Source organism: Streptomyces sp. NPDC022552, assembly GCF_055561875.1.
Genome location: NZ_JBVHGJ010000008.1, coordinates 153,965 through 177,827, shown reverse-complemented (window position 1 = coordinate 177,827; position 23,863 = coordinate 153,965). Strand labels below are relative to the sequence as shown.

24 protein-coding genes are annotated in these 23,863 nt (G+C 70.9%); 12 read left to right on the top strand and 12 right to left on the bottom strand.

Going from position 1 to position 23,863, the window contains the following annotated elements; all coding sequences use genetic code 11:
• Nucleotides 1-221: 221 nt before the first annotated feature.
• From ACZ3OF_RS22055 to ACZ3OF_RS22040, 4 genes are all read right to left on the bottom strand, one after another.
• On the bottom strand, nucleotides 222-698 hold the full coding sequence (locus ACZ3OF_RS22055) for a MarR family winged helix-turn-helix transcriptional regulator (RefSeq protein WP_352191697.1): 477 nt from the start codon (nucleotides 696-698) through the stop codon (nucleotides 222-224).
• 116 nt (nucleotides 699-814) lie between these two features.
• Nucleotides 815-1,606 (bottom strand): AIM24 family protein, encoded by a 792-nt coding sequence (locus ACZ3OF_RS22050; RefSeq protein WP_361672475.1) that lies wholly within the window; start codon nucleotides 1,604-1,606, stop codon nucleotides 815-817.
• Nucleotides 1,603-2,253: an AIM24 family protein gene (locus tag ACZ3OF_RS22045; RefSeq protein ID WP_361434672.1), complete on the bottom strand. Its 651-nt coding sequence runs from the start codon at nucleotides 2,251-2,253 to the stop codon at nucleotides 1,603-1,605. The genes ACZ3OF_RS22050 and ACZ3OF_RS22045 overlap by 4 nt, the downstream gene beginning before the upstream one ends.
• On the bottom strand, nucleotides 2,253-2,891 hold the full coding sequence (locus tag ACZ3OF_RS22040) for an AIM24 family protein (RefSeq protein WP_361672472.1): 639 nt from the start codon (nucleotides 2,889-2,891) through the stop codon (nucleotides 2,253-2,255). Before ACZ3OF_RS22040 ends, ACZ3OF_RS22045 begins: the two co-directional genes overlap by 1 nt.
• Nucleotides 2,892-3,002: 111 nt before the next feature.
• Here ACZ3OF_RS22040 and ACZ3OF_RS22035 point away from each other — a divergent pair, with 111 nt between their 5' ends.
• Both ACZ3OF_RS22035 and ACZ3OF_RS22030 read left to right on the top strand, forming a co-directional pair.
• Nucleotides 3,003-3,347: a DUF3817 domain-containing protein gene (locus tag ACZ3OF_RS22035; RefSeq protein WP_361672469.1), complete on the top strand. Its 345-nt coding sequence runs from the start codon at nucleotides 3,003-3,005 to the stop codon at nucleotides 3,345-3,347.
• Complete coding sequence (locus ACZ3OF_RS22030; protein ID WP_361599573.1) at nucleotides 3,344-3,637, top strand: MTH1187 family thiamine-binding protein; 294 nt, start codon at nucleotides 3,344-3,346, stop codon at nucleotides 3,635-3,637. Before ACZ3OF_RS22035 ends, ACZ3OF_RS22030 begins: the two co-directional genes overlap by 4 nt.
• 49 nt (nucleotides 3,638-3,686) lie before the next feature.
• On the opposite strand, the gene ACZ3OF_RS22025 is transcribed toward ACZ3OF_RS22030, so the two are convergent.
• Nucleotides 3,687-4,685 (bottom strand): ArsR/SmtB family transcription factor, encoded by a 999-nt coding sequence (locus tag ACZ3OF_RS22025; protein ID WP_467306338.1) that lies wholly within the window; start codon nucleotides 4,683-4,685, stop codon nucleotides 3,687-3,689.
• 370 nt (nucleotides 4,686-5,055) lie between these two features.
• On the opposite strand from ACZ3OF_RS22025, the gene ACZ3OF_RS22020 reads away from it, so the two are divergent.
• The 4 genes from ACZ3OF_RS22020 (at nucleotide 5,056) to ACZ3OF_RS22005 (ending at nucleotide 8,985) form a co-directional block, all read left to right on the top strand.
• Entirely contained in the window at nucleotides 5,056-6,243 is a 1,188-nt protein-coding gene (locus tag ACZ3OF_RS22020) for an MFS transporter (protein WP_467306450.1), read from the top strand.
• Between the two features lie 9 nt (nucleotides 6,244-6,252).
• Nucleotides 6,253-6,762: a MarR family winged helix-turn-helix transcriptional regulator gene (locus tag ACZ3OF_RS22015; protein WP_361434668.1), complete on the top strand. Its 510-nt coding sequence runs from the start codon at nucleotides 6,253-6,255 to the stop codon at nucleotides 6,760-6,762.
• A gap of 107 nt (nucleotides 6,763-6,869) precedes the next feature.
• Entirely contained in the window at nucleotides 6,870-7,202 is a 333-nt protein-coding gene (locus ACZ3OF_RS22010; RefSeq protein WP_361434667.1) for a DUF3817 domain-containing protein, read from the top strand.
• An 82-nt stretch (nucleotides 7,203-7,284) separates the two neighbouring features.
• On the top strand, nucleotides 7,285-8,985 hold the full coding sequence (locus ACZ3OF_RS22005) for an acyl-CoA mutase large subunit family protein (protein ID WP_361672460.1): 1,701 nt from the start codon (nucleotides 7,285-7,287) through the stop codon (nucleotides 8,983-8,985).
• A 78-nt stretch (nucleotides 8,986-9,063) separates the two neighbouring features.
• Here ACZ3OF_RS22005 and ACZ3OF_RS22000 read toward each other — a convergent pair whose 3' ends face one another.
• Both ACZ3OF_RS22000 and ACZ3OF_RS21995 read right to left on the bottom strand, forming a co-directional pair.
• Nucleotides 9,064-9,474: a PPOX class F420-dependent oxidoreductase gene (locus ACZ3OF_RS22000; protein WP_467306335.1), complete on the bottom strand. Its 411-nt coding sequence runs from the start codon at nucleotides 9,472-9,474 to the stop codon at nucleotides 9,064-9,066.
• Between the two features lie 10 nt (nucleotides 9,475-9,484).
• Nucleotides 9,485-10,123, bottom strand: a complete 639-nt coding sequence (locus ACZ3OF_RS21995; protein WP_361672456.1) for a TetR/AcrR family transcriptional regulator — start codon at nucleotides 10,121-10,123, stop codon at nucleotides 9,485-9,487.
• Nucleotides 10,124-10,375: 252 nt separating this feature from the next.
• Here ACZ3OF_RS21995 and ACZ3OF_RS21990 point away from each other — a divergent pair, with 252 nt between their 5' ends.
• From ACZ3OF_RS21990 to ACZ3OF_RS21975, 4 genes are all read left to right on the top strand, one after another.
• A complete protein-coding gene (locus ACZ3OF_RS21990; protein ID WP_361672453.1) occupies nucleotides 10,376-11,350 on the top strand; it encodes a tetratricopeptide repeat protein in 975 nt (324 codons plus the stop codon).
• Between the two features lie 581 nt (nucleotides 11,351-11,931).
• Nucleotides 11,932-12,582, top strand: coding sequence for a DUF6230 family protein (locus tag ACZ3OF_RS21985; RefSeq protein ID WP_260227914.1), 651 nt, complete (start codon nucleotides 11,932-11,934; stop codon nucleotides 12,580-12,582).
• Nucleotides 12,583-12,716: 134 nt separating this feature from the next.
• A complete protein-coding gene (locus tag ACZ3OF_RS21980; RefSeq protein ID WP_361672451.1) occupies nucleotides 12,717-13,349 on the top strand; it encodes a DUF6114 domain-containing protein in 633 nt (210 codons plus the stop codon).
• Nucleotides 13,339-14,646, top strand: a complete 1,308-nt coding sequence (locus ACZ3OF_RS21975) for a hypothetical protein (protein ID WP_467306331.1) — start codon at nucleotides 13,339-13,341, stop codon at nucleotides 14,644-14,646. Before ACZ3OF_RS21980 ends, ACZ3OF_RS21975 begins: the two co-directional genes overlap by 11 nt.
• Nucleotides 14,647-14,767: 121 nt before the next feature.
• On the opposite strand, the gene pyk is transcribed toward ACZ3OF_RS21975, so the two are convergent.
• The 3 genes from pyk to pta all read right to left on the bottom strand — a co-directional run bounded on the left by pyk (nucleotide 14,768) and on the right by pta (nucleotide 19,622).
• Nucleotides 14,768-16,198: a pyruvate kinase gene (gene pyk / locus ACZ3OF_RS21970; protein WP_361672446.1), complete on the bottom strand. Its 1,431-nt coding sequence runs from the start codon at nucleotides 16,196-16,198 to the stop codon at nucleotides 14,768-14,770.
• Nucleotides 16,199-16,272: 74 nt separating this feature from the next.
• On the bottom strand, nucleotides 16,273-17,514 hold the full coding sequence (locus ACZ3OF_RS21965) for an acetate kinase (protein ID WP_467306329.1): 1,242 nt from the start codon (nucleotides 17,512-17,514) through the stop codon (nucleotides 16,273-16,275).
• Nucleotides 17,511-19,622 (bottom strand): phosphate acetyltransferase, encoded by a 2,112-nt coding sequence (gene pta / locus ACZ3OF_RS21960; protein ID WP_361672441.1) that lies wholly within the window; start codon nucleotides 19,620-19,622, stop codon nucleotides 17,511-17,513. Before pta ends, ACZ3OF_RS21965 begins: the two co-directional genes overlap by 4 nt.
• A 258-nt stretch (nucleotides 19,623-19,880) precedes the next feature.
• Between pta and ACZ3OF_RS21955 the strand changes: the two genes are divergently transcribed.
• A complete protein-coding gene (locus tag ACZ3OF_RS21955) occupies nucleotides 19,881-20,906 on the top strand; it encodes an ATP-dependent 6-phosphofructokinase (RefSeq protein ID WP_361672439.1) in 1,026 nt (341 codons plus the stop codon).
• A gap of 231 nt (nucleotides 20,907-21,137) precedes the next feature.
• The gene (locus tag ACZ3OF_RS21950) at nucleotides 21,138-22,283 is read left to right on the top strand and encodes a helix-turn-helix domain-containing protein (protein WP_361672436.1); all 1,146 of its coding nucleotides are present in this window, start codon (nucleotides 21,138-21,140) and stop codon (nucleotides 22,281-22,283) included.
• On the opposite strand, the gene ACZ3OF_RS21945 is transcribed toward ACZ3OF_RS21950, so the two are convergent.
• The gene (locus ACZ3OF_RS21945) at nucleotides 22,180-23,007 is read right to left on the bottom strand and encodes an inositol monophosphatase family protein (protein WP_361672433.1); all 828 of its coding nucleotides are present in this window, start codon (nucleotides 23,005-23,007) and stop codon (nucleotides 22,180-22,182) included. The two genes, ACZ3OF_RS21950 and ACZ3OF_RS21945, sit on opposite strands and share 104 nt — an antisense overlap.
• 48 nt (nucleotides 23,008-23,055) lie before the next feature.
• Nucleotides 23,056-23,763: a helix-turn-helix transcriptional regulator gene (locus ACZ3OF_RS21940; protein ID WP_467306326.1), complete on the bottom strand. Its 708-nt coding sequence runs from the start codon at nucleotides 23,761-23,763 to the stop codon at nucleotides 23,056-23,058.
• Nucleotides 23,764-23,863: the final 100 nt, after the last annotated feature.

Below are 23,863 nucleotides of genomic sequence, written 5' to 3'. Positions count from 1 at the left end.
TCGTGACGCGGTCGTGCCGCGGGGCAACGCGTGCCTGACGCAGCGGTCGCCGGGCGATCGCGCCGATGCCCGGCGTCGACGGGTCGTTCCGGCCCGTGGCGCGAGCACCCGCTCCTGGGCACCGGGCGGCCGCCGGACCACGGCCGAGGCGGCCAGGCGGGGCCTGTTCGGCGTGCCGGGGGTCTCCCGGCGGTCACCTGTCAGTGGAGGACGGAAAGCCGTTAGGGCTTGCCCCGACGGCCGCGGAGCTGCTCCGCGACGGGCTTCAGGGATTCGTGCAGGTCACCGAGGGCCTCCGGCGACAGCTGGTCGATGAAGTGCTTGCGCACCGACTCCACGTGGTGGGGCGCCACCTTGCGCATGGTCTCCATGCCCTGGTCCGTGAGGACCGCGTACAGCCCGCGCCGGTCCGACTCGCAGTTGGCGCGGCGCACGAGGCCGGCGTTCTCCATGCGTGTGATCTGGTGCGAGAGCCGGCTCTTGGACTGCAGAGTGGCCGTCGCGAGGTCGCTCATGCGCAGACGCCGTTCGGCCGACTCCGAGAGGTTCACCAGGATCTCGTAGTCGTTCATGGTCAGGCCGAAGGGCTGGAGGTCCTTCTCCAGCTGGTACGTCAGCATCCGGTTGACGTCCAGATAGGTGCGCCACGCACACTGCTCGGCGTCGGTGAGCCAGGGGGTGGCCGTCTCGGTCTCCATATATGGATTCTACCTAAGAAGTTGAATACTGGACGAAGTAAGGGAGTGTGACGCCGGGCACCCAGGACCCCGACGGGCGCAGACGTTCGAGGGCGTCACACTCCGCAGACTACCGGCTACAGCCCGAAGCGACGCTGGAGGTCCCCGAGCTGTCCGGGAAGGCGCGGTGCCGAACCGTGCGACCCCTGGCCGGAACCATGCGCTCCGGGAACGCCGCCGCCCGGCACGCCCGGCTGCCCGCCGACCTCACCGATCGCCCGGTCGGCCATCAGCATCTCGGTCGACTGGAGCAGTACCGTACCCGCCCCCACGAACTCGAACTGGTGCTCCTCGCCCGAGGTCCCGCCGATCCCCGTCAGCGCCCGGACTCCGCCCATCACGCCCGTCATGTAGCCGTGGTCGTAGTGGTGGCACGGGGACGGGCAGTCCGCCCAGCCGACCAGGGCCTGCGGGTCCACCCGCATCGGCGGCTCCATGAAGACCACCGGGCCGTTCGACGCCGCCACGAACTTGCCCGTGCCGATCAGCGTCACGAAGCCCGGCACGATCGACTGCTTCAGTGCCAGCGTCGGCTGGTACGCCAGCAGATTGCCCGAACGGATCGTCAGATTGCCCTCGTCCAGGTCGAACGAGTTCACGTCGAAGGCCCGGTCGGCCAGCAGCATCTTGCCGCTGCCCTCCGCCACCACCCAGTCGCTCGCGTGCAGCGGCGAGTGGAACGACGTACGGACCAGGCGGTCCAGGCGTCCGTGGCCGATGCCGTTGAAGTCGATCCGCCCGTAGTAGGCGATCATCTTGCCCTTCTGCAGGAACCACTGGGAGCCCTTGAGCTCCACGCAGAAGGTGTACGGATTGACGTTGTCGTCGGACGGGAGCGACTGGGGGTCGAGAACGACGGGACCGGTCACAGCTTCTCCTCCGAGGCCTGCACGTACACCGCACCACTGCCGGTCAGCTCCAGCTGGAACGCCTCGCCGGAGCCCCGCCCCACCATGTCGCGCCAGCCCAGCGCGGTGGAGAGCTTGTTCCGTACGTCGCCGTGGTGCGCGACATACGCCTGCGGGTCCACGTGGACCGCGCGTCCCGGGGTGATCGGCAGCTCGATCACGCCGCCGTGGGCCATGACGGCTACCGCGCCGTGACCCTTGAGCGTCGTCGTGAAGAGCCCCTGGCCCGTCACCTGGCCGCGCACCATGCCCATGACCCCGCCCTGGGAGCCCATGAACATGGTGCCCTGCTGCAGGGTGCCGTCGAAGGCGAGGAGGCGGTCGGCCTCGACGTACAGGGTGTCGCCGGTCAGCTGGATCACCTGGATGTGGTGGCCGCCGTGCCCGAACATCACCGTGCCGTTGCCCTCGACGGTCATCAGCGGCGTCGCCTCGCCCGCCACCCGGCGGCCGATCATCGACATCACGCCACCCTGGCCGCCGGCCATGTTCGGCGTGAAAGTGACGTCGCCTCGGTACGCGAGCATCGCGCCGCGCTGGCTGAACATGCGCTGTCCGGGGACGACGGTCGCCTCGACCATCTTCGAGTTGATCTCGCGGAACGGCATCAGACGTCGCCCCCGATCGTGTTCCGCTCGCTCGGCTGGACGTACACGATGCCGTCGCCCTCGAAGCGGATCTGGAAGGCCTCGCCGCCGCCCTCACCGAGGAACGTGCGGAACGTCACACCGGACTGGAAGCTCTGCTGGAGGTTGCCCTGATGGGCGATGTACGCGCCGGGGTCGACGGAGAGCGGGTACTGCGGGGTCACCCGCAGCACCACCGCCGGGCCGTCGGACATGATCGCCGCCTGGCCCGTGCCCTCGACGGTCGTGGTGAAGAGGCCGTTGCCGGTCGCTCCGCCGCGCAGACCGGTGAAGCTCGTACCGGTGCGCAGCCCCGCGTCCGTGCAGAGCAGATTGCTCGCCTCGACGAAGAGCTTGTCGCCGTGGAGCGAGACGAGGTTGATCTCGGAGGCGCGGTCGGCGAACCAGCAGGTCCCCTGGCCCTTCACCTCCATCACCTCCATCTGCTCACCGGTGAGCCGGCGCGTGACCATGCCGCGCAGGCCCTCGCCTCCGCCGGACATCTTCTTGAAGGCCATCTGGCCGTCGTAGGCGACCATGGAGCCGTTTTTGGCCTTGACGGCGTCGCCGGTCATGGACACGGCGAGCACTTTGCTGCCTTGGAGTCGGAACGTTGCCACGGAGGGAGATTACGGGCCCCCCGGCTAAAGGAACAGCAAAGTCGGCGTGCACAATGGACCCGCCCACCCTTGTGCATCCGTTCACAAGATCGAACGAAGGTGACCCCCTCCGTGGACATCAAGACCGCCTCCTCCCTCCACCGCCTCCGACTCGTCTCCGCGCCGGAGGCCGTCTCCTTCCTGCTACTGCTCGTCTGCTCGGTGCTCAAGCGCACGACGGACTTCAACGCCGTGCCCGTGATGGGCGCGGTCCACGGCATCCTCTTCATCCTGTACGTGCTGTTCTGGCTGGACGCCTGGAACCGCACGAAGTGGCAGTTCAAGACGGCCGCCCTCTACTTCGTGCTCTCGGTGCTGCCGTTCGGCGGCTTCTTCGCGGAGCGCAAGCTGAAGCGTGAGGCCGAGGACGCGGTCATCGCCTCCCGCGCCCGCCGCGAGAGCGCGGTAGAGGCATGATCGTCGCCTTCTCGGTCACCCCGCTCGGCGTCGGGGAGGAGGTCGGCGAGTACGTCGCCGACGCCGTCCGGGTCGTACGCGAGTCGGGTCTGCCGAACCGCACCGACGCGATGTTCACCTCCGTCGAGGGGGAGTGGGACGAGGTGATGGACGTCGTCAAGCGCGCCGTCGCCGCGGTGGAGGCGCGGGCGCCCCGGGTCTCCGTCGTCCTCAAGGCCGACATCCGCCCGGGCGTCACGGACGGCCTCGCCTCGAAGGTCGCGACCGTGGAACGCCACCTGGCGGACTGACCGCCGGCCCGAGCCTTCGAGCCCCCGAACCCCCTGTCGGTTCGGGGGCTCAGTCGTACGTGCCGCCGGGCGCGGTCAGGGCGATGCCGATCGGGGTGCGCTCGTACAGGACCTGGTGCCCGTACCGGCGCGAGGTCAGCAGCCCGGCCTCCCTCAGGACGGACAGGTGCGCCGACACGGAGGAGGGCGCGAGGCCGAGGCGGTGGGCGAGCGCGGTCGTGCCGGCCGGCTCGTCCAGCGCGCACAGGACGTCCGCGCGGGCCCGCCCGAGCAGCCGGGCCAGCGCGTCGGGGGTCCGTTCGGGGGCCTCGGTCCACAGCCCGCCGATCCCGCGCGCGGGGTAGACGACGGTCGGCTGCCAGGGAGGGTCGAAGCCGCTCACGACGTCGGGCCAGGTGAAGACGGAGGGCATCAGGACGAGGCCCTGGCCGTCGAGGGAGCGGGCGTGGTCGCCGCGGTAGGCGACGGTGAGGGTGGCGCGCTCGGCTTCCCAGCCGAACCCGGGGTGGAGCTCGCCCAGCAGCCGCTCCAGGCCGCCCTCGGCGAGCCGGCGCGAGTGGTACGCCACGTCGGCCTCCAGGACGGCCCGCAGCCGCGGCCACTCGGGCGCGATCAGGGCCTCCCAGGCCGCGTGGAGCAGATCGGCGAGGCGCTGGACGGCCCCCGCGGGATCAGCCAGCATCCGCCGCCCCTCGTCGGTCGCCGCGGCGCCGGGGGTCTCGGCGAGCGCCCGCGCGAAGTCGTCCCGGGCGAGGGCGGGATCGGTCTCCCGTACGGCCGTGATCTCCTCCGCGAAGGAGGCGGCGGGCCCGAGGGGCGGCGGATAGAGGAAGTCCGGACTGTGCCCGCGCTGGGGCATGAGGAGGTGCAGGGGCGCGAGACCGAGCCCCTGGGCGGCGACCCGGATACGCCGCAGCCACGGCAGGTGGTACCCGTGCGGCCGGGGCCGCGCCAGCACGCGCACGGCGGAATGCGTCTCCCAGAGCGGTGAGAGCGCGAACCGGATCCGCAGCGGGTCGGCCTCGCCGAAGTGGAGGTGGTACGGCATGGCGGGCCTCGCGGAAGATTCGGCTGGAGCCGAAAGTCTAGGCCGCTCCCGAGCCGGCGGGCACGCTGCCCGCATGCCGCAGCACGACGCCGCCCGTTCCCGGGAATCCGGGACCCCGCCCCGGTCCGACACCCCGGGCCCCCCGCCCGCCACCGCGCCCACGCCCGCGGAAGCCGGCGTTCCCGTGCCCGCCCACGCCCCCGCGGAAGCCGGCGTCGGCGTCCTCGACCCCGACGAAGCCGCCGCCCCCGAGCCCCACGGAGCCCCCGCGCCCGCCCACGCCCCCGCCCCCGCCCCCTGCGAAGCCGGACCCGGTGTCGTGGCTCCGGAGGGCGGTTCCGGGGAGGAGTCGCGTCCCGGTTATCGCGCCGTGTTCGCCGTAAGGGAGTTCCGGACCGTCTTCGTCGCCCACCTGCTCTCCCTCCTCGGCGTCGTCGTCAGCGAGATCGCGCTCACTGTGCTCGTCTACGACCTCACCCGCTCCCCCCTCCTCTCCTCCCTCACTTTCGCCCTCGGCTTCCTCCCCTATCTCCTCGGCGGCACCCTCCTCGCCGGCGTCGCCGACCGATTCCCGCCCCGCCGGGTCCTCGTCGTCTGTGATCTCGTCTGCGCCGGGTGCGTCGCGCTCATGGTCGTGCCCGTGACCCCCGTCGCCGGGCTCCTCATGCTGCGGTGTGCCGTGGCCGCCGTCGCGCCCGTCTTCCACGGGACCCGGACCGCGGCCCTCGCCGACGTCCTCGGCGAGGGCGACCTCTTCGTCCTCGGGCGCTCCCTCCTCCGGATCGTCTCGCAGAGCGCCCTGCTCGTCGGGTTCGGCGTCGGTGGTGTGCTCCTCACCGTCGTGCCGGCGCGCGGCGCCATCGCCGTCACCGCCGTCACCTTCCTCGCCTCCGCCCTCCTCCTCCGCTTCGGCACCACCGAGCGGCCGGCCCGGGGCGCCGCCGCCCCGCGCGAGCGCGCCAACCTCGCCCTCCTCCGCGACCGCCGCGTCCGCGCGCTCATGCTCCTGTTCTGGCTGCCGCCCCTCTTCGCCGTCGTCCCGGAGGCCCTCGCCGCCCCGTACGCCGACCGGGCCGGCGTCTCCACCGCCGCGCTCGGGCTGCTGATGTGCGCCCTGCCCGTCGGCACCGTCGCGGGCGAGCTGTTCGCCGGGTCCAGGCTGAGCGCCGCGACCCGCTCCCGGATCGTGTACCCCCTGGTCCTGACCGGCGTCCTCCCCTATCTCCTCTACGTCGTGGAGCCCGGCGCCGTCCTCGCGGGCCTCGCCCTCCTCCTGGCCGGTGCCACCGGCGCGTACACGCTGGGCCTCGACGCCTGGTTCGTCGCCGCCGTCCCCGAGGAGCGGCGGGGGAGGGCCATGACCCTGATGACCGCGGGCATGATGACCGCGCAGGGTGTCGGCATGGCGGGCGCCGGCCTCGCCGCCGAGTTCCTCCCCGTCCACCTGGTGGTCGCCGGCACGGGCGTGCTCGGCACCCTCTGTCTCCTCGCCGCCGTTCTCCACGTCCGTGCGACCGAAGTGCGAGACGGGGCTGACCACCATGTGACCAGTGGGTAAGGTCGACGCGTGCCGAAGCCGCTCAGTCTCCCCTTCGATCCCATCGCCCGCGCCGACGAACTCTGGCAGAAGCGCTGGGGGCCGGTCCCCTCGATGGCCGCGATCACCTCGATCATGCGCGCCCACCAGATCCTCCTCGCCGAGGTCGACGCCGTCGTCAAGCCGTACGGACTGACCTTCGCGCGCTACGAGGCGCTGGTGCTGCTCACCTTCTCCAAGGCCGGTGAGCTGCCGATGTCCAAGATCGGCGAGCGGCTCATGGTCCACCCGACCTCGGTCACCAACACCGTCGACCGGCTCGTGAAGTCCGGTCTGGTCGACAAGCGCCCCAACCCCAACGACGGCCGCGGCACCCTCGCCTCCATCACCGAGAAGGGCCGCGAGGTGGTCGAGGCCGCCACCCGCGACCTGATGGCGATGGACTTCGGGCTCGGAGCCTACGACGCCGAGGAGTGCGCCGAGATCTTCGCGATGCTGCGCCCGCTCCGCGTGGACGCGCACGACTTCGACGAAAGCTGACCCGACCGCCGGCCCCGCCGGGAGCCGACCGGACCGGCCCCGGCGAGAGCCGACAGGAACCGGGCCCGCCGGAAGATCGCCCGGAACGTGCCGTTACGCTCGACGGCATGAAATCCAGCGTGCTGACCCGTTACCGCGTCATGGCGTACATCACCGCCGTCATGCTGCTCGTGCTGTGCACGTGCATGGTCTTCAAGTACGGGTTCGACATGGGCGAGGACGTGACCTTCGCGGTCTCCCAGACCCACGGCGTCCTCTACATCATCTACCTGATCTTCGCCTTCGACCTGGGCTCCAAGGCGAAGTGGCCGTTCGGCAAGCTCCTGTGGGTGCTGCTGTCCGGGACGATTCCCTTCGCCGCCTTCTTCGTCGAGCGCAAGGTCGTCCGCGAGACGCTTCCGCTGGTCAGCGGCGCGCAGCCGGCCCCCGTCAAGGCCTGACCCAGCCCGGCACCGCACCCCCGCACGGATGTGCGGGGGTTTGCCATCGACATTTACTAGGACGTCCTAGTAAATTCGAAGCATGGACGCTGACGCGATCGAGGAAGGCCGCCGACGCTGGCAGGCCCGCTACGACAAGGCCCGCAAGCGGGACGCAGACTTCACCACGCTCTCCGGTGATCCGGTCGAGCCCGTCTACGGCCCCCGGCCCGGAGACACCTACGAGGGTTTCGAGCGCATCGGCTGGCCCGGCGAGTACCCCTTCACCCGTGGCCTGCACCCCACCGGCTACCGCGGCCGGACCTGGACCATCCGCCAGTTCGCCGGCTTCGGCAACGCCGAGCAGACCAACGAGCGGTACAAGATGATCCTGGCCGCCGGCGGCGGCGGACTCTCGGTCGCCTTCGACATGCCGACCCTCATGGGCCGCGACTCCGACGACCCGCGCTCGCTCGGCGAGGTCGGCCACTGCGGTGTCGCCATCGACTCCGCCGCCGACATGGAGGTCCTCTTCAAGGACATCCCGCTCGGCGACGTCACCACCTCGATGACCATCTCCGGGCCCGCCGTGCCCGTCTTCTGCATGTACCTGGTCGCCGCCGAGCGCCAGGGTGTCGACCCGGGCGTGCTCAACGGCACGCTCCAGACCGACATCTTCAAGGAGTACATCGCGCAGAAGGAGTGGCTCTTCCAGCCCGAGCCCCACCTGCGCCTCATCGGCGACCTGATGGAGCACTGCGCGCAGGGCATCCCCGCCTACAAGCCGCTCTCCGTCTCCGGCTACCACATCCGCGAGGCCGGGGCGACGGCCGCGCAGGAGCTCGCGTACACCCTCGCCGACGGCTTCGGCTACGTGGAGCTCGGACTCTCCCGCGGCCTGGACGTCGACGTCTTCGCCCCCGGCCTCTCCTTCTTCTTCGACGCGCACCTCGACTTCTTCGAGGAGATCGCCAAGTTCCGCGCCGCCCGCCGGATCTGGGCCCGCTGGATGAAGGAGGTCTACGGCGCCAAGACCGACAAGGCGCAGTGGCTCCGCTTCCACACCCAGACCGCCGGTGTCTCGCTCACCGCCCAGCAGCCGTACAACAACGTCGTACGGACCGCGGTCGAGGCGCTCTCCGCCGTCCTCGGCGGCACCAACTCGCTGCACACCAACGCCCTCGACGAGACTCTGGCGCTCCCCAGCGAGCAGGCCGCCGAGATCGCGCTCCGCACGCAGCAGGTGCTGATGGAGGAGACGGGTGTGGCCAACGTGGCCGACCCGCTGGGCGGTTCCTGGTACGTCGAGCAGCTGACCGACCGGATCGAGGCCGACGCCGAGAAGATCTTCGACCAGATCAAGGAGCGCGGCCGCCGGGCCCACCCGGACGGTCAGCACCCGATCGGGCCGATCACCTCCGGCATCCTGCGCGGGATCGAGGACGGCTGGTTCACCGGCGAGATCGCCGAGTCCGCCTTCCAGTACCAGCAGTCCCTGGAGAAGGGTGACAAGCGGGTCGTCGGCGTCAACGTGCACCACGGCTCGGTCACCGGCGACCTGGAGATCCTCCGCGTCAGCCACGAGGTCGAGTGGGAGCAGGTCCGGGTCCTCGGCGAGCGCAAGGCCCGCCGCGACGACGCCCAGGTCAGCGCCGCGCTGGACGCCATGCTGGCGGCGGCCCGTGACGGCTCGAACATGATCGGCCCGATGCTGGACGCGGTACGGGCGGAGGCCACGCTCGGCGAGATCTGCGACGTGCTCCGCGAGGAGTGGGGCATCTACACGGAGCCCCCGGGCTTCTAGCCGCAGGCGTAGGGACGAGCAGGGGCGGTACGGGACTTCCCGTACCGCCCCTTCCCCTACCGGCGTTTCCCCCTCGGGCTACTTCGCCGCCGTGCCGAGCACCTTCGTCGGCGTGATCCGGATGGCCACCCGCACCACCTCCGGCGGCAGCTCGAGGTACTCCTGACCGGCGCCCGGACCCTCGTACTGCTCCGCGAGCGCGACCGCGAGCGCGCGGCCCTCGTCCTCGGTGACCGTGGCCGTGCCCCGTATCTCGGCGTACACCAGCGGGTCCTCGCGGTCGTACACGGTCAGGCTGACCCGGGGGTCGGCCTCGATGTTCCGGACCTTGCGGCGGCCGTCCTGGGTCGAGACGAGGAGCTCGTCCCCGTCCCTGCCCACCCAGACCACCGAGGTCTGCGGGGAGCCGTCGGGGTGGACGGTGCCCAGGATCACCGGGTTGACGTCGTCCAGGAGTGCGCGTACCGAGCTGTTCAGAGTGATCGTCACGGCGATCACCCTAGGGCGTGGCCGCCGCCGCGCCCAGGCCGCCGATCAGCAGGGCCGTGAAGCGCTGGACCCACGCCTCGTCGACCGGTTCCGCGCTCACCAGGGCGCGGTGGACCACCGCGCCGGCGATCACGTCGAAGATCAGGTCGTCGGTGCTGTCGACCGACGTCGGGTCCCGGTCCGAGGGGAGTTCGCCGCGCTCCTGGGCGCGCTGGCGGCCTTCGAGGACCAGCCGCTTCTGCCGGTCGACGATGGAGGTGCGGATGCGCTCACGCAGCGGTTCGTCCCGGGTGGACTCCGCCACCACGGCCATCAGCGCCGTCTTGGTCTCCGGCCGCTGGAGCAGCGCGGCGAACTGGAGGACCACGTGCTCGATGTCGGCCTGGAGGGAACCGAGGTCGGGGAGTTCGAGTTCGTCGAAGAGGACGGCGACCGCGTCGACGACCAGTTCGTTCTTGCTCGCCCAGCGCCGGTAGAGGGTCGTCTTGGCCACCCCCGCGCGGCCGGCCACATCGCCCATCGTCAGCTTGGACCAGCCCAGTTCGACCAGCGCGGCCCGGGTCGCCTCGAGGATCGCGGCGTCGGCCTCGACACTGCGCGGGCGTCCGGTACGGCTGCGGGAACTGCGGGAGCTGGTGCGGCTACACATGGAGGTCGACCATACCCGCCGGTAGGTATTGCGCCAGAGGTGCGCGATGTGAGCCAGTTCACCGGGGAGTCCTTCCCCTCGGCCGACCGGGACAGTTACGCTACGACCCGTAGCGAAAGGCTGTGACGAGCCTTGAGCGACAACCACATGCGCCGGGTGGGGACCCGGCGCGACCGAAGGGAACCGTGCACCTTGGTGTGCGGTTCAGCCATGACTTACCGGTTACGCGCGCGGAAGGGGGAGGATGTACTCATGCAGCCCAGAAACATGTCCATGAGCGGCGTCGTCGACCTCGCCGCGGTGAAGGCGGCCGGAGAGGCCAAGGCCAAGGCGGAGCAGGCGCGCGCTCAGGCCGCCCGGCAGGGCGGGCCCGCGGCCGTCGCCCCTTCCGCCCTGGTGATCGACGTCGACGAGGCCGGCTTCGAGCGTGATGTGCTCCAGCGCTCCGCCGAGGTTCCGGTCGTCATCGACTTCTGGGCCGAGTGGTGTGAGCCCTGCAAGCAGCTCGGCCCCCTCCTGGAGCGGCTCGCCGTCGAGTACAACGGCCGCTTCCTGCTGGCGAAGATCGATGTCGACGCCAACCAGATGCTGATGCAGCAGTTCGGCATCCAGGGGATTCCGGCCGTTTTCGCGGTGGTCGCCGGCCAGGCGCTTCCGCTCTTCCAGGGTGCGGCGCCCGAGGCCCAGATCCGCGAGACCCTCGACCAGCTGATCCAGGTCGGTGAGGAGCGCTTCGGTCTCACCGGTATCGCCGTCGACCCGAACGCCGAGGCCGACGGTGCGCCCGCCGCGTCCGCCGCGCCGGCCGGTCCGTACGACGCGCTGCTCGAAGCGGCCATGTCGGCGCTGGACGCCGGTGACCTGGCCGGTGCCGTCCAGGCGTACAAGAACGTGCTCGCCGACGACCCCGGTCACCCGGAGGCCAAGCTGGGCCTGGCGCAGGCGGAACTGCTCGCCCGGGTGCAGGACATGGACCCGCAGCAGGTCCGTAGGAACGCGGCCGACAACCCGGCCGACGTCACCGCGCAGATCGCCGCCGCCGATCTCGATCTGGTGGGCGGTCATGTCGAGGACGCCTTCGGCCGCCTCGTGGAAGCCGTGCGGCGCACGGCCGGTGAGGACCGGGACGCGGCGCGGCTGCGGCTCCTGGAGCTCTTCGAGGTCATCGGTCCGGACGACCCGCGGGTCACGACGGCCCGTCAGGCGCTCGCCCGAGTGTTGTTCTGACCCGTTCCATCCCGCCCGGGACAGCGCCGATTTGGCGACACAGTGACATAACGCGGCCGCGCTTTACCAAAACTTGGTAATCGCGGCCGCTGTTACTTGCAGTAAATCGAACCTCGATTTCTGTCCGAGTTTCACCGACATCCTCCTCCTATGTCGCCGCCCTTGACTGCACCCTGTGTGGCCGGGCGACATCGCCCCGTCGTGACGCGGTTATCCAGCCGTTACTAGTCAGTAACGAACCCCCTTGTGCCCCGGCCCGTAATGGACCACGATCGGCGACGCTCGGTCCTGTACCGCACCCCGGCACCCAACCGGGGCGGCGGCGAGGGTCCCCACCGAGCGGGCCGGCGACAGTGGCGCCGGCCGTGGACAGGGGGGTTCCTGCTCTCACCGGCAGGGCCTGTCCAAGAGGTTGCGCGCAAGGCGTGGCCAGTGGTTGTCGCTCGGGGGTGATCGCCGGTGAAGTCGGACGCTCCTCGCGCCCGGTGTTCGGCGCTCCTTCCCGAGGACGTAGCACTTCTCCCATCCCAGGACGGGCCCTGGGCCCATCCGGAGATGTACGTCCGAGAAGGAGGATTCTCATGAAGTCCCAGGTTCGTGGCGGGACCAGATGGAAGCGGTTCGCCGTCGTCATGGTGCCGAGTGTGGCCGCGACGGCCGCGATCGGTGTCGGCCTGGCTCAGGGCGCGCTTGCCGCGTCCTTCAGCATCTCCGGCCAGGAGTTCAAGGTGAAGGCCGACAGCCTTGTCGGCAATGACTTCGTGCAGTACGGCAGCGTGGCGTCCGGCAAGGACCTGCACGGCAAGCCGTTCGCGGAGCCGGTCGGTGTCTCGGGCTTCTCCGAGGCCTGGATCACCAACATGTGCCAGTCCGTCGTGACGCCGGACGTTCCGTTCATCGGCAACGTGTCGCTCGAGCTGCGCGCCGGTACGGAGAAGAACAAGCCGGTCTACGCGAAGGACATCTACCTCGATGTCTCCTCGCTGAAGGCGGACGCCGAGTTCGGCAACATCGACATCGGTGTGGCCGCGGGCTCGCTCCCGAAGTCCGAGGGCAAGCCGGGCATCCAGCCCGGTACGAAGGCCAACCCCTACGGCTTCTCGCAGCGCGCCGAGACGGCGAAGCTCACCAACGTGGAGCAGAAGGCGTGGGCGACCACCGCCGGAACGTTCAAGCTCAGCAACCTGAGCCTGAAGCTGCACAAGGGCACCAAGGAGTGCTTCACCGAGTAGTACTCGGTGCGGTACCTGGCACAACCGCCCGGCGGGCGAGGGCCGTCGTTCGTTCCGTACGGCCCCGCCCGTTCCCGGCCACAGCGCCACCATCTCTACTTCTCAGCAACACCGCTTCCAGGGAGCTGTTTTCCATGAGCGCCGAGTCCACTGCTTCCCGCGGAGTCCCGAACCAGCGCGTGCGCCGCTTCCACGACTGGCGAGGCAGCCGCCCCTTCTGGGCCGGTCTGTTCACCATGATCGGCGGCGTACCGATCGCCTACTTCCCGTACGCCGACCTGCGACTCGGCAACATGACGATCGCCATGGCGACGACGGGCGGCGCGGGAGCGCTGATCATCGGCGTACTCCTGGTGACGCTCGGACTGACGATGTGGTTCCAGCCCGTCGTACGGGTCTTCGCGGGCGTCGCGGCGATCGTGCTGGCGCTCGTCTCCATCCCGGTCTCCAACCTCGGCGGCTTCTTCATGGGCTTCCTGCTGGCCCTGGTCGGTGGCGGGCTCTCCGTCGCCTGGGCCCCGGGCGCTCCGGTGGAGGAGACCGCGAAGCCGGCCGGCGAGCCGACGGGCGCCGACGCGGGCGAACACGAGTACGACGGTCAGCCGCAGGGATCCGAGGCGCCGGAGGAGACCCTGGCGGTCGACTTCGGGAAGGCCGGAGTCCCGGAGCAGCGCGCCGGTGAGGAGCCGGACCCGCAGGCGGGTCCCGGTGCGCAGGCGACCGAATCGACGATCGACGCCAACGGCGGGAGGAACAGTGCGGGGTGACGAAACACAGTCGGCGCAGTCGGCTGCGGACGGCGCCACTCTGGCTCGCAGGGGTCCGCGGCACGCGGCTCCGCGCAAGTCGCTGCTGAACAAGATCCAGGGGCCGGCGGGCAAGGCGATGGCCCTGGCCGCCATGCCGACCGCGGTCCTGATGGGCATGGGTATGGCGCCCAAGCTCGCCCTCGCCGACGAGAAGGACATCCCCTTCGCGCCCGGTCCGTGCGTGACCCGCTCGGACGAGCCGGTGGCCGAGGAGACGACGAAGCCCGCCGAGACGCCCAAGCCGACGGCCACGCCCACGGACGAGGCGAGCGAGAGCCCGAACCCGACCGCTTCGCCGAAGCCGGACACCACGGAGGAGCCGGAGTCGCCCAAGCCGACATCCAGCCCCTCGGCGACGGCCGCGAAGGAGCAGAACGCCGCCGAGCAGCAGGCCCCGGCCCCGACGCCCACCCCGACGAAGAGCGTCAACCCGCTCGACCCGCTGGGTATCGGCGACAAGATCAAGGACCTCTTCGACGGGTCGGACGCCACCCCGACGGCCACGCCGACGCCGACCGCTTCCCCGACGAAGCCGGCGGCCGAGGAACCGGCCGAGAAGCCCGCGACGACCGAGCCCGGTGACAAGCCGGCGACCACGGCGCCCAAGACGGGCAAGGCCACGGCCGACGACCCGGTCGACAGGACCAGGACCGCGATCGAGGAGGCCGCCGCCAAGGTAGGCGCCAAGGTCGAGGAGCTGCCGGACGACGCCAAGGGCCTCGACGCCAAGAAGGACGAGGACATACCCGAGGGCGCCAAGCCGCGCTTCCCGTGCCCCGAGCCCGACCCCGAGGCGCTCGCGGCCGCGGAGCTGGAGCCGGGCGTCCCGCTGCTCCCGGACGAGCCGTGGATCCTCAACAGCACGAGGCTCACGCTCAAGGGACTCAAGTACCACGGCATCGTCGAGGTCAAGACGGGCAGCGGGAAGATCAAGAAGGTCCTGAAGTTCACCGCGAAGGACGGCGTGGACATCAAGGACCTGCACCAGCGCACCGTCCACTCGGAGGGCTACACGGGACACGTCCGCTCCGACAAGGGCTCGACGTCGACCATGAGCAACGGCACCGTGACCATGTACACGGAGAGGCTGAAGGGCAACCTCTTCGGCATCATCCCGGTCACCTTCAGCCCGGAGACCCCGCCGCCGCTCGACGTGCCGTTCGCGATCTTCACGGACGTCGAGGTCCGCCAGGCCGGCCAGTTCGGCGGCACGCTCACGGTCCCCGGCCTGCGCAACACGGTCGAGCCCAGCTGATCGCACCGGCCCGAGCGCACCGGCGCGCGCCTCACGAGCCCGTCAGGGAGCCGCACACGACGAGGGCCCCCGTCCGATCCGGACGGGGGCCCTCGTCATGCCAGGGGCCGGGCGCGGCGCGTCAGTCGCGCTCGGCGCCGCCCAGGTGGTGCACCCGGACCATGTTCGTGGTGCCAGGGACGCCGGGGGGCGAGCCGGCCGTGATGACCATGGTGTCGCCCTCGTTGTAGCGCTGGAGCTTCAGCAGCTCCGCGTCGACGATGTCGACCATCGCGTCCGTGGTCTCCACGAACGGCACGAGGAAGGACTCCACGCCCCAGCTCAGCGTGAGCTGGTTGCGGGTGGCCTCGTCCGTGGTGAAGGCCAGGATCGGCTGGATCGTGCGGTACCGCGAGAGGCGGCGCGCGGTGTCGCCGGACTGGGTGAAGGCGATCAGCGCCTTGCCGTCCAGGAAGTCGGCGATCTCGCAGGCCGCGCGGGCGACCGAGCCGCCCTGCGTACGCGGCTTCTTGCCCGGTACGAGCGGCTGCAGACCCTTGGAGAGCAGCTCCTCCTCGGCCGCGGCGACGATCTTCGACATCGTCTTCACGGTCTCGATCGGGTAGGCGCCCACGGAGGACTCCGCCGAGAGCATGACCGCGTCCGCGCCGTCCAGGATCGCGTTGGCCACGTCGGAGGCCTCTGCGCGCGTGGGGCGGGAGTTGGTGATCATCGACTCCATCATCTGGGTGGCGACGATGACCGGCTTGGCGTTGCGGCGGCACATCTCCACGAGGCGCTTCTGCACCATCGGGACCTTCTCCAGCGGGTACTCCACGGCGAGGTCGCCACGGGCCACCATGACGGCGTCGAAGGCGGCCACCACGGCGGCCATGTTCTCCACCGCCTGCGGCTTCTCCACCTTGGCGATGACCGGGACCCGGCGGCCCTCCTCGTCCATCACCTTGTGGACGTCCTTGACGTCGTTGGCGTCACGGACGAAGGAGAGGGCGACCATGTCGCAGCCCATACGGAGCGCGAAACGGAGGTCCTCGACGTCCTTCTCGGACAGGGCCGGGACGTTGACCGCGGCACCCGGCAGGTTGATGCCCTTGTGGTCCGAGATGACACCGCCCTCGATGACCACGGTCTTGACCCGCGGGCCCTCGACCTCGACGACCCGCAGTTCGACGTTGCCGTCGTTGATCAGGATCTGGTCGCCCTTGGAGACGTCACCCGGCAGGCCCTTGTACGTGGTGCCGCAGATGGACTTGTCACCCGCGACGTCTTCCGTGGTGATGGTGAACTCGTCACCGCGCACCAGCTCGACGGGACCTTCCGCGAAGGTCTCCAGACGGATCTTGGGGCCCTGGAGGTCGGCGAGCACACCGACGGCGCGGCCGGTGTCCGCCACCGCCCTGCGGAGACGGTCGTACCGCTCCTGGTGCTCTGCCTGGGTCCCGTGGCTCATGTTGAATCGGGCCACGTTCATACCGGCCTCGATGAGCGCTTTCAGCTGCTCGTACGAGTCGACGGCGGGGCCCAGCGTGCAGACGATTTTGGAACGGCGCATGAGGCGGATCCTATCGGTTTGTTTCACTGCGGAATATTCCGTCTGGTGGAAAGTACAAATGGGCGCGAGGTCGCTCAGGCGTTCACTTCCGGAGCGGCCGGGGCCACCAGGTCGTAGCTCTGGCGCGCGATCTCCAGCTCCTCGTCCGTCGGCACCACGGCGACCGCCACCCGTGCGTACGCCGGCGAGATGATCCGTGCCTCGTCGGACCGTACGGCGTTGAGATCGGTGTCCACCGCAAGGCCCAGCTCCTCCAGGCCCACGATCGCAGCTTCCCGCACCGGAGCCGCGTTCTCCCCGACACCCGCCGTGAACGCGACCGCGTCCACCCGCCCGAGTACCGCGTAGTACGCCCCGATGTACTTCTTCAGCCGGTGGATGTAGATGTCGAAGGCGAGCGCCGCCCGCTCGTCGCCCTCGTCGATCCGGCGGCGGATCTCCCGCATGTCGTTGTCGCCGCAGAGCCCGACGAGCCCCGACCTCTTGTTGAGCAGGACGTCCACCTCGTCGTCCGTCATCCCCGCCACCCGCTTGAGGTGGAAGGTCACCGCCGGGTCGACGTCGCCCGAGCGCGTGCCCATGACCAGGCCCTCCAGGGGGGTGAGCCCCATCGAGGTGTCCACGCAGCGGCCGCCCCTGACGGCCGAGGCGGAGGCCCCGTTGCCCAGGTGCAGCACGATCACGTTCACCTCCTCCGGCTCCTTGCCCAGCAGTTTCGCCGTCTCGCGCGACACATAGGCGTGCGAGGTGCCGTGGAAGCCGTACCGCCGGATGCGGTGCGCGTCCGCCGTCTCCACGTCGATCGCGTACCGGGCCGCCGACTCCGGCATCGTCGTGTGGAACGCGGTGTCGAAGACGGCGACCTGCGGCAGGTCGGGGCGGAGCGTCATCGCCGTACGGATCCCGGTCAGGTTCGCCGGGTTGTGCAGCGGCGCGACCGGGACGAGCCGCTCGATCTCCGCGAGCACCTCCTCGTCGATCACGGTCGGCGCGCTGAACCGGAGCCCGCCGTGCACCACCCGGTGGCCGATCGCGGCCAGTTCGGGGGAGTCGAGGCCGAGGCCGTCCGCCGCCAGCTCCTCCGCCACCGCCTTCAGCGCGGCCGCGTGGTCGGCGATCGCCCCGTTCCGCTCCCGCTTGGCGCCCCCGCCGCCCTGGAGCGGGGTGTGGACCAGGCGCGAGGTCTCCTCGCCGATCCGCTCCACCAGGCCGACCGCGAGCCGGCTCCGGTCGCGCATGTCGAGCAGCTGGTACTTCACCGACGAGGAGCCGGAGTTGAGGACGAGAACGCGGGTCGCGGTGCCGGTGCCGGTCATGCGGGGAGCTCCTGGGACTGGCCCTCGGGGGCCTGGGGGATCTGGGACTGGATCGCCGTGATGGCGACCGTGTTGACGATGTCGCTGACGAGCGCGCCGCGCGAGAGGTCGTTCACCGGCTTGCGCAGACCCTGCAGGACCGGGCCGACGGCCACGGCGCCGGCCGACCGCTGCACGGCCTTGTACGTGTTGTTGCCGGTGTTGAGGTCCGGGAAGATCAGCACCGTCGCCTGTCCGGCCACCTCCGAACCCGGCAGCTTGGTCGCCGCGACGGACGGCTCGACCGCCGCGTCGTACTGGATGGGCCCCTCGATCCGCAGCTCCGGTTGGGACTCCCGGACCAGCTTCGTCGCCTCGCGGACCTTGTCGACGTCCGCGCCGGAGCCCGAGGTGCCGGTGGAGTACGACAGCATCGCGATCCGCGGCTCGACGCCGAAACGGGCCGCGGTGGCCGCCGACTGCACGGCGATGTCCGCGAGCTGCTCCGCGTTCGGGTCCGGGTTGACCGCGCAGTCCCCGTACACCAGCACCTTGTCGGCCAGGCACATGAAGAAGACCGAGGAGACGATCGACGCCTCCGGCTTGGTCTTGATGATCTCGAACGCGGGACGGATCGTCGCCGCCGTGGAGTGGACCGAGCCGGAGACCATGCCGTCGGCGAGCCCCTCCTCGACCATCAGCGTCCCGAAGTAGTTGACGTCCGAGACGACGTCGTACGCCAGCTCCACCGTCACGCCCTTGTGCGCGCGCAGTTCGGCGTACTTCGTGGCGAACGTGTCGCGCAGCTCGGAGGTCTGAGGGTCGATCAGCTGGGTCGACGGCGACGACAGGTCGATGCCGAGGTCGGCCGCCTTCTTGCGGATGACCTCGACGTCACCGAGGAGCGTCAGGTCGCAGACGTCCCGGCGCAGCAGCACGTCGGCCGCGCGCAGCACGCGCTCCTCGGTGCCCTCCGGCAGGACCACGCGACGGCGGTCGGCGCGGGCCTGCTCCAGGAGGTCGTGCTCGAACATCATCGGGGTGACCCGGCCGGTGCGCGCCACCGAGATCCGCTTGAGCAGATCGGCGGTGTCCACGTGCCGCTCGAAGAGACCGAGCGCGGTCTCCGCCTTGCGTGGCGTGGCCGCGTTCAACTTCCCTTCGAGGGAGAAGAGTTCGGCGGCGGTGGGGAAGCTGGTGCCCGGGACCGAGATGACCGGGGTGCCGGGCGCGAGCCGGGCCGCCAGGGTCAGGATCGCGTCGCTGGGGCGCTCGTTCAGGGTGAGCAGGACGCCGGCGATGGGCGGGGTGCCGGCCGAGTGCGCCGCCAGTGCGCCGACGACGAGGTCGGCGCGGTCCCCGGGGGTGACGACCAGACAGCCGGGGGTCAGCGCGTTCAGGAAGTTCGGCAGCATCGCGCCGCCGAAGACGAAGTCCAGGGCGTCGCGCGCCAGGCCCGCGTCGTCGCCGAGCACGACCGAGGCGCCCAGGTGATGGGTGATCTGGGCGACCGTGGGGGCGGCGAGCGCGGGCTCGTCGGGCAGGACGTAACAGGGCACCGGCAGCCGGGCCGAGAGCCGTTCGGCGATGGCCGCGCGGTCGTCGCCCGCCACCCGGTTGACGACCATCGCGAGCACGTCGCAGCCCAGCCCGTCGTACGCCCGGAAGGCGTTGCGCGCCTCGGCCCGTACCGATTCGGACGGCTGGCCCTTGCCGCCCACCACGGGTATCACCGAGGCGCCGAACTCGTTGGCGAGGCGCGCGTTGAGCGCCAGCTCGTCCGGGAGCTGGGTGGCGGCGAAGTCCGTACCGAGGACGAGGACGACCTCGTAGTCGCGGGCCACCGCGTGAAAGCGCTCGACGAGCCGGGAGACCAGCTCGTCGGTACCCTGCTCGGCCTGGAGCGCGGACGCCTCGTGGTAGTCCATGCCGTAGACGCTCGACGCGTCCTGGGAGAGCCGGTAGCGGGCCCGCAGCAGGTCGAAGAGCCGGTCGGGGCCGTCGTGCACCAGGGGCCGGAACACCCCCACCCGGTCCACCTGGCGGGTCAGGAGCTCCATGACTCCCAGCTCGACGACCTGCCGGCCGTCTCCGCGGTCGATCCCGGTCACGTACACGCTGCGCGTCACGCCGTGGTCTCCTGTCCCGTCCTGTCCACTCGATATCGTCAACCGAGTGTGTCCAAAAAACCCCGATAGGGTGGCATAGCCCTCTTGACAATACCTCTCGGGGTGGATAGGACGCCCGCCGGGCGAAGGCCCTGTAAAAGGGGACGAAAGGCCCTGAGGGCCGGGCGCGCGGAGTAGCCGGGAGCGCGGGAGCCAGGCCGGGCGTGGGAGAATCGACAGAGCTCACATGTACCACTACCGAGCAGGAGACACGGCACGATGCGCATCGGAGTTCTCACCGCAGGCGGCGACTGTCCGGGCCTGAACGCAGTGATCCGGTCGGTCGTGCACCGGGCGCTCACCGGCCACGGCGACGAAGTCATCGGCTTCGAGGACGGGTTCAAGGGTCTCCTCGACGGACACTTCCGTCCCCTCGACCTCAACGCGGTCAGCGGCATCCTCGCCCGCGGCGGAACCATCCTCGGCTCCGCACGCCTGGAGCGCAACCGGCTGGCCGAAGCCGCCGCGTCCGCGCCGGAGTTGGCGAAGGAGTACGGCATCGACGTGCTCATCCCGATCGGTGGCGAGGGCACGCTGACGGCCGCCAGGATGCTCGCGGACGCCGGTATGCCCGTCGTCGGCGTCCCCAAGACGATCGACAACGACATCTCCTCCACCGACCGCACCTTCGGCTTCGACACCGCCGTGGGTGTGGCGACGGAGGCCATAGACCGTCTCAAGACCACCGCCGAGTCCCACCAGCGCGTGATGGTCGTCGAGGTGATGGGCCGGCACGCCGGCTGGATCGCGCTGGAGTCCGGCATGGCCGGCGGCGCCCACGGCATCTGCCTGCCCGAACGCCCCTTCCAGGTCGACGACCTCGTCAAGATGGTCGAGGAGCGCTTCGCGCGCGGCAAGAAGTTCGCCGTCGTCTGCGTCGCCGAGGGCGCGCACCCCGCCGAGGGCTCCATGGCGTACGAGAAGGGCGCGATCGACCAGTACGGTCACGAGCGCTTCCAGGGCATCGGCAACCGGCTCGCGGTCGAGCTGGAGCGGCGCCTCGGCAAGGAGGCCCGGCCGGTCATCCTCGGGCACGTCCAGCGCGGCGGCACACCGACGGCGTACGACCGGGTGCTCGCGACCCGCTTCGGGTGGCACGCCGTGGAGGCCGCGCACCGGGGCGACTTCGGGAAGATGACGGCGCTGCGCGGCACCGACATCCACATGGTCCCGCTGGCCGAGGCCGTCACGCAGCTGAAGACCGTACCGTCGAGCCGGATGTCCGAGGCCGAGTCGGTCTTCTGACCCGGCCGGCCGGGACTTCGGTCCCGGATCCGTCCCGACCTCGAAAGGCCCCGATCGTCCCCCCGTGGACGATCGGGGCCCTTCCGTTCCCCCGTGTTTCCCCCCGTGGCGGTTCCGGCCCCGGATCGGAATTGCCGGTTTCCACTCTTGAGTTGGACTGCCGGATCAACAAGGCTTGGGGCTGTCCCGGACATGTCCCAACCCTGTCCGGGGGAGGGGCGGGGGGCAGGCATGACCGAGGGACACGCCGACGGGGACGGCGCCCCCGACCCGCACGGGGCCACCGACGCCGCCTCGTTCATCGCGCGGCTCCAGGCGCTCAAGGACTGGTCGGGACTGACCTACCGCGAGCTGTCGGCCCGAGCCGAGGCACTCGGCGACGTCCTGCCCCGCTCGACCGTGGCGAACATGCTGGCCCGCTCGACCGTCCCCCGCGAGGAGCTGCTGACGTCCTTCGTCCGCGCGTGCGGAGTGTCGCCCGGAGAGCTGGAGGACTGGCAGACGGTCCGCAAGGAGATCGCGGTACGAGGGGTGTACGCGGGCGGGAGCGAGGAACCGGGGATCGCGTGGCCGGCCGATACGACCCAGGCACCCGGCTCCGTGGCGGACCTCTCGCCCCCGGACCCTGGCCTCGACCCTGACCTCGGCCCCGGCCCCCACTCCCGGATACGCCGGACGCTCGTCGCGCTGGTCGCCGTCACCGGCCTGGTCCTCGCCGCCGTCAGCGTGGTCGCCGCCCTCGTGCACGACCGGGGCGGCGACGGCCCGAAGGCCGTGGCCGCGGCGCTCACCGCGCCCGCCGCCGGGGACGTACGGATACGGGTGATCGGCTCGGGCCTCTGCCTGAACGAGCGGCGCGGCGGCCGCAGCGGCCAGATCCACCAGCGGGAGTGCGAGGGCGCCGACGTGCCCCTGTACTCCCTCAAGGACCTCGGCTCCGGGCAGTGGCGGATCGTCTCCGACCACCCCGACCACGGCCCCGGCTGTTCCGGCATCCCCTCCGGCGGCCGGATCCCCGACGCCGCGTTCGAGGACTCCGAGTGCGGGGATCCGTCCCGCGTCGAAACGTTCCGCCTGGAGCCCTTCGGCACCCCGGTGGCCGGCTACCGCATCGTCCCCTCGGGCTCGGCGACCGCGAACTCCTGCGTGACCGTCGTCGGCGACCGGACCGCCACCTGGGCGAAGCTGGCCCAGGCACCCTGCCGCGCGGACGCCCGGGGTCAGCTCTTCAGCTTCGACCGGCGCTGGACCGCCTCCGTCGGCACAACCCGCATCAGCCCCGGATCATCGACATCAGCTGTTCGTGGGTCTCGGCATCGGCGGCCGCGACGAGCCCGCGGCCGGCCGGTCCGATCGGCGCGCCGTCGATCCCGGTGACGACGCAGCCGGCCGCCCGGCACAGGGCGATGCCCGCGGCGAAGTGGACACTCCCCGACAGGTCACCGCCGTCGGTGACGTACGCGGCCCGCTTGCCCGCCGCGACCCAGGCCAGCGCCAGCGTCGTGGACACGACCCGCGGCCGGAACCGCTCGACGAATCCCGGGTGGGCCAGCAGGTCCACCGCCCGGAACCCCGGCGCGCTCGGGAACGGCGGATCCAGGTTGACGTCCACGAGGCGCGTGGCGGCCGTGGGCGCGAGCTCCGTGACGGCGTCGTCGCCCGCGCCGTCGAATGCGCCGCCGCGCCGCACCCAGGCGGCTTCGCCGTCGGTGAAGAAGACCTCGCCGCTGAAGGGGTCGGCCACCGCCGCCGCCCCCTCGCGCAGCGCCACGTTGACGGCCACCAGCATGTTGCCGACGGCGTAGTTCAGCGTTCCGCAGAGAGGGTCCACCAGCCACTGGCGCGCGGCGTCGGCCGCACCCTGCCGCCCGCTCTCCTCGCCGAGCACCGCGTCGTCGGGCCGAGCGGCGCGGACGATGTCGAGGATCGCCTTCTCGGCGGCCACGTCGGCGGCGGTGGCGAAATCCCCGTCGCCCTTGTCGATACGGGCGAGCCGCCGGCCGTACAGAGTGCGCACGACGTCCGCGCCGGCGCTCACCGCGGCCACCGCGACGTCCGTGTCGTCGAGGGCCGTGGAGAGCTTCTCGGATGAGTTGGTCATGTCCATGGCTCGGAGGGTACCGACGGGAAACCGGCTCCGGCGGGCGCTCTACGAGCCGACGGCGTCCCAGAAATGCTGCACGATCCCGTCCAGGTACTCCCGGCCCGAGGCGCCGCTGTCGCCCGAGGCGCCCCAGCTGCTCGTCGCCGCCATCCTGGCGTGGTAGTCCGTGTGCAGCCGCTGGAGCGCGGGCTCCAGGGTCCGCTTCGGCAGCGGCAGCAGCTTCACCACGGGGCGGACGTACGCCTGCCAGCGCGTCGTGGCCGCGTCCCGCAGCAGCCCCGCCAGCTCCTCGTCACGGCCGGTCGCCTGAAGCAGGGCGCGCGGCCCGAGGCCGAGGGCCTCGGCGAGGGCGGCGGTCTGGCGTTCGTTGCCGCGCCAGCGGCCGGACTCCTCCATGCGCAGATAGCCTGCCGCGTCGAGACCGACCCGCCGGGCCAGGTCGTCGGAGCCGATGCCGCGGGCGATCCGGTGTTCGCGCAGGGTGGTGGCGGCGGCTATGAGATCGCCGGGGGCGCACCAGAGGACACCCGCGAGGGCGGTGAGCTCCTGTGCGGTGGGGGCGAGGCGCCCGCGTTCCCAGGCGACGACGGTGTCGGGGGTGATGGCGAGGCCGTACTGCGCGCGGAGGCCGTAGGCGACATGGCCCGGGGCCATGCCGAGGCCTTCACGCAATTGGCGTGCGGCGAGCGCGTTGAAGGGAGGGGAGGGAGGGGTGTGGTGCACGCCCACACCGTAGAAGCGGAACGTGACCATTGGCTACGGTGCGTTCACCCAAGGCCAGATGTCGTAGAAACATGGGAACCCGGTGGTAACCATCCGTAGTGATCACCCCCGGGTTCGGTGACCGGCGACG

What these genes read in the sequence shown, in the direction of transcription:
- ACZ3OF_RS22055 (WP_352191697.1), bottom strand. Translation starts at nt 698, where the DNA reads ATGGAGACCGAGACGGCCACCCCCTGGCTCACCGACGCCGAGCAGTGT.
- ACZ3OF_RS22045 (WP_361434672.1), bottom strand. Translation starts at nt 2,253, where the DNA reads ATGCCGTTCCGCGAGATCAACTCGAAGATGGTCGAGGCGACCGTCGTC.
- ACZ3OF_RS22030 (WP_361599573.1), top strand. Translation starts at nt 3,344, where the DNA reads ATGATCGTCGCCTTCTCGGTCACCCCGCTCGGCGTCGGGGAGGAGGTC.
- ACZ3OF_RS22025 (WP_467306338.1), bottom strand. Translation starts at nt 4,685, where the DNA reads ATGCCGTACCACCTCCACTTCGGCGAGGCCGACCCGCTGCGGATCCGG.
- ACZ3OF_RS22010 (WP_361434667.1), top strand. Translation starts at nt 6,870, where the DNA reads ATGAAATCCAGCGTGCTGACCCGTTACCGCGTCATGGCGTACATCACC.
- ACZ3OF_RS22005 (WP_361672460.1), top strand. Translation starts at nt 7,285, where the DNA reads ATGGACGCTGACGCGATCGAGGAAGGCCGCCGACGCTGGCAGGCCCGC.
- ACZ3OF_RS21995 (WP_361672456.1), bottom strand. Translation starts at nt 10,123, where the DNA reads ATGTGTAGCCGCACCAGCTCCCGCAGTTCCCGCAGCCGTACCGGACGC.
- ACZ3OF_RS21990 (WP_361672453.1), top strand. Translation starts at nt 10,376, where the DNA reads ATGCAGCCCAGAAACATGTCCATGAGCGGCGTCGTCGACCTCGCCGCG.
- ACZ3OF_RS21985 (WP_260227914.1), top strand. Translation starts at nt 11,932, where the DNA reads ATGAAGTCCCAGGTTCGTGGCGGGACCAGATGGAAGCGGTTCGCCGTC.
- ACZ3OF_RS21980 (WP_361672451.1), top strand. Translation starts at nt 12,717, where the DNA reads ATGAGCGCCGAGTCCACTGCTTCCCGCGGAGTCCCGAACCAGCGCGTG.
- pyk (WP_361672446.1), bottom strand. Translation starts at nt 16,198, where the DNA reads ATGCGCCGTTCCAAAATCGTCTGCACGCTGGGCCCCGCCGTCGACTCG.
- ACZ3OF_RS21965 (WP_467306329.1), bottom strand. Translation starts at nt 17,514, where the DNA reads ATGACCGGCACCGGCACCGCGACCCGCGTTCTCGTCCTCAACTCCGGC.
- ACZ3OF_RS21955 (WP_361672439.1), top strand. Translation starts at nt 19,881, where the DNA reads ATGCGCATCGGAGTTCTCACCGCAGGCGGCGACTGTCCGGGCCTGAAC.
- ACZ3OF_RS21950 (WP_361672436.1), top strand. Translation starts at nt 21,138, where the DNA reads ATGACCGAGGGACACGCCGACGGGGACGGCGCCCCCGACCCGCACGGG.
- ACZ3OF_RS21945 (WP_361672433.1), bottom strand. Translation starts at nt 23,007, where the DNA reads ATGACCAACTCATCCGAGAAGCTCTCCACGGCCCTCGACGACACGGAC.
- ACZ3OF_RS21940 (WP_467306326.1), bottom strand. Translation starts at nt 23,763, where the DNA reads ATGGTCACGTTCCGCTTCTACGGTGTGGGCGTGCACCACACCCCTCCC.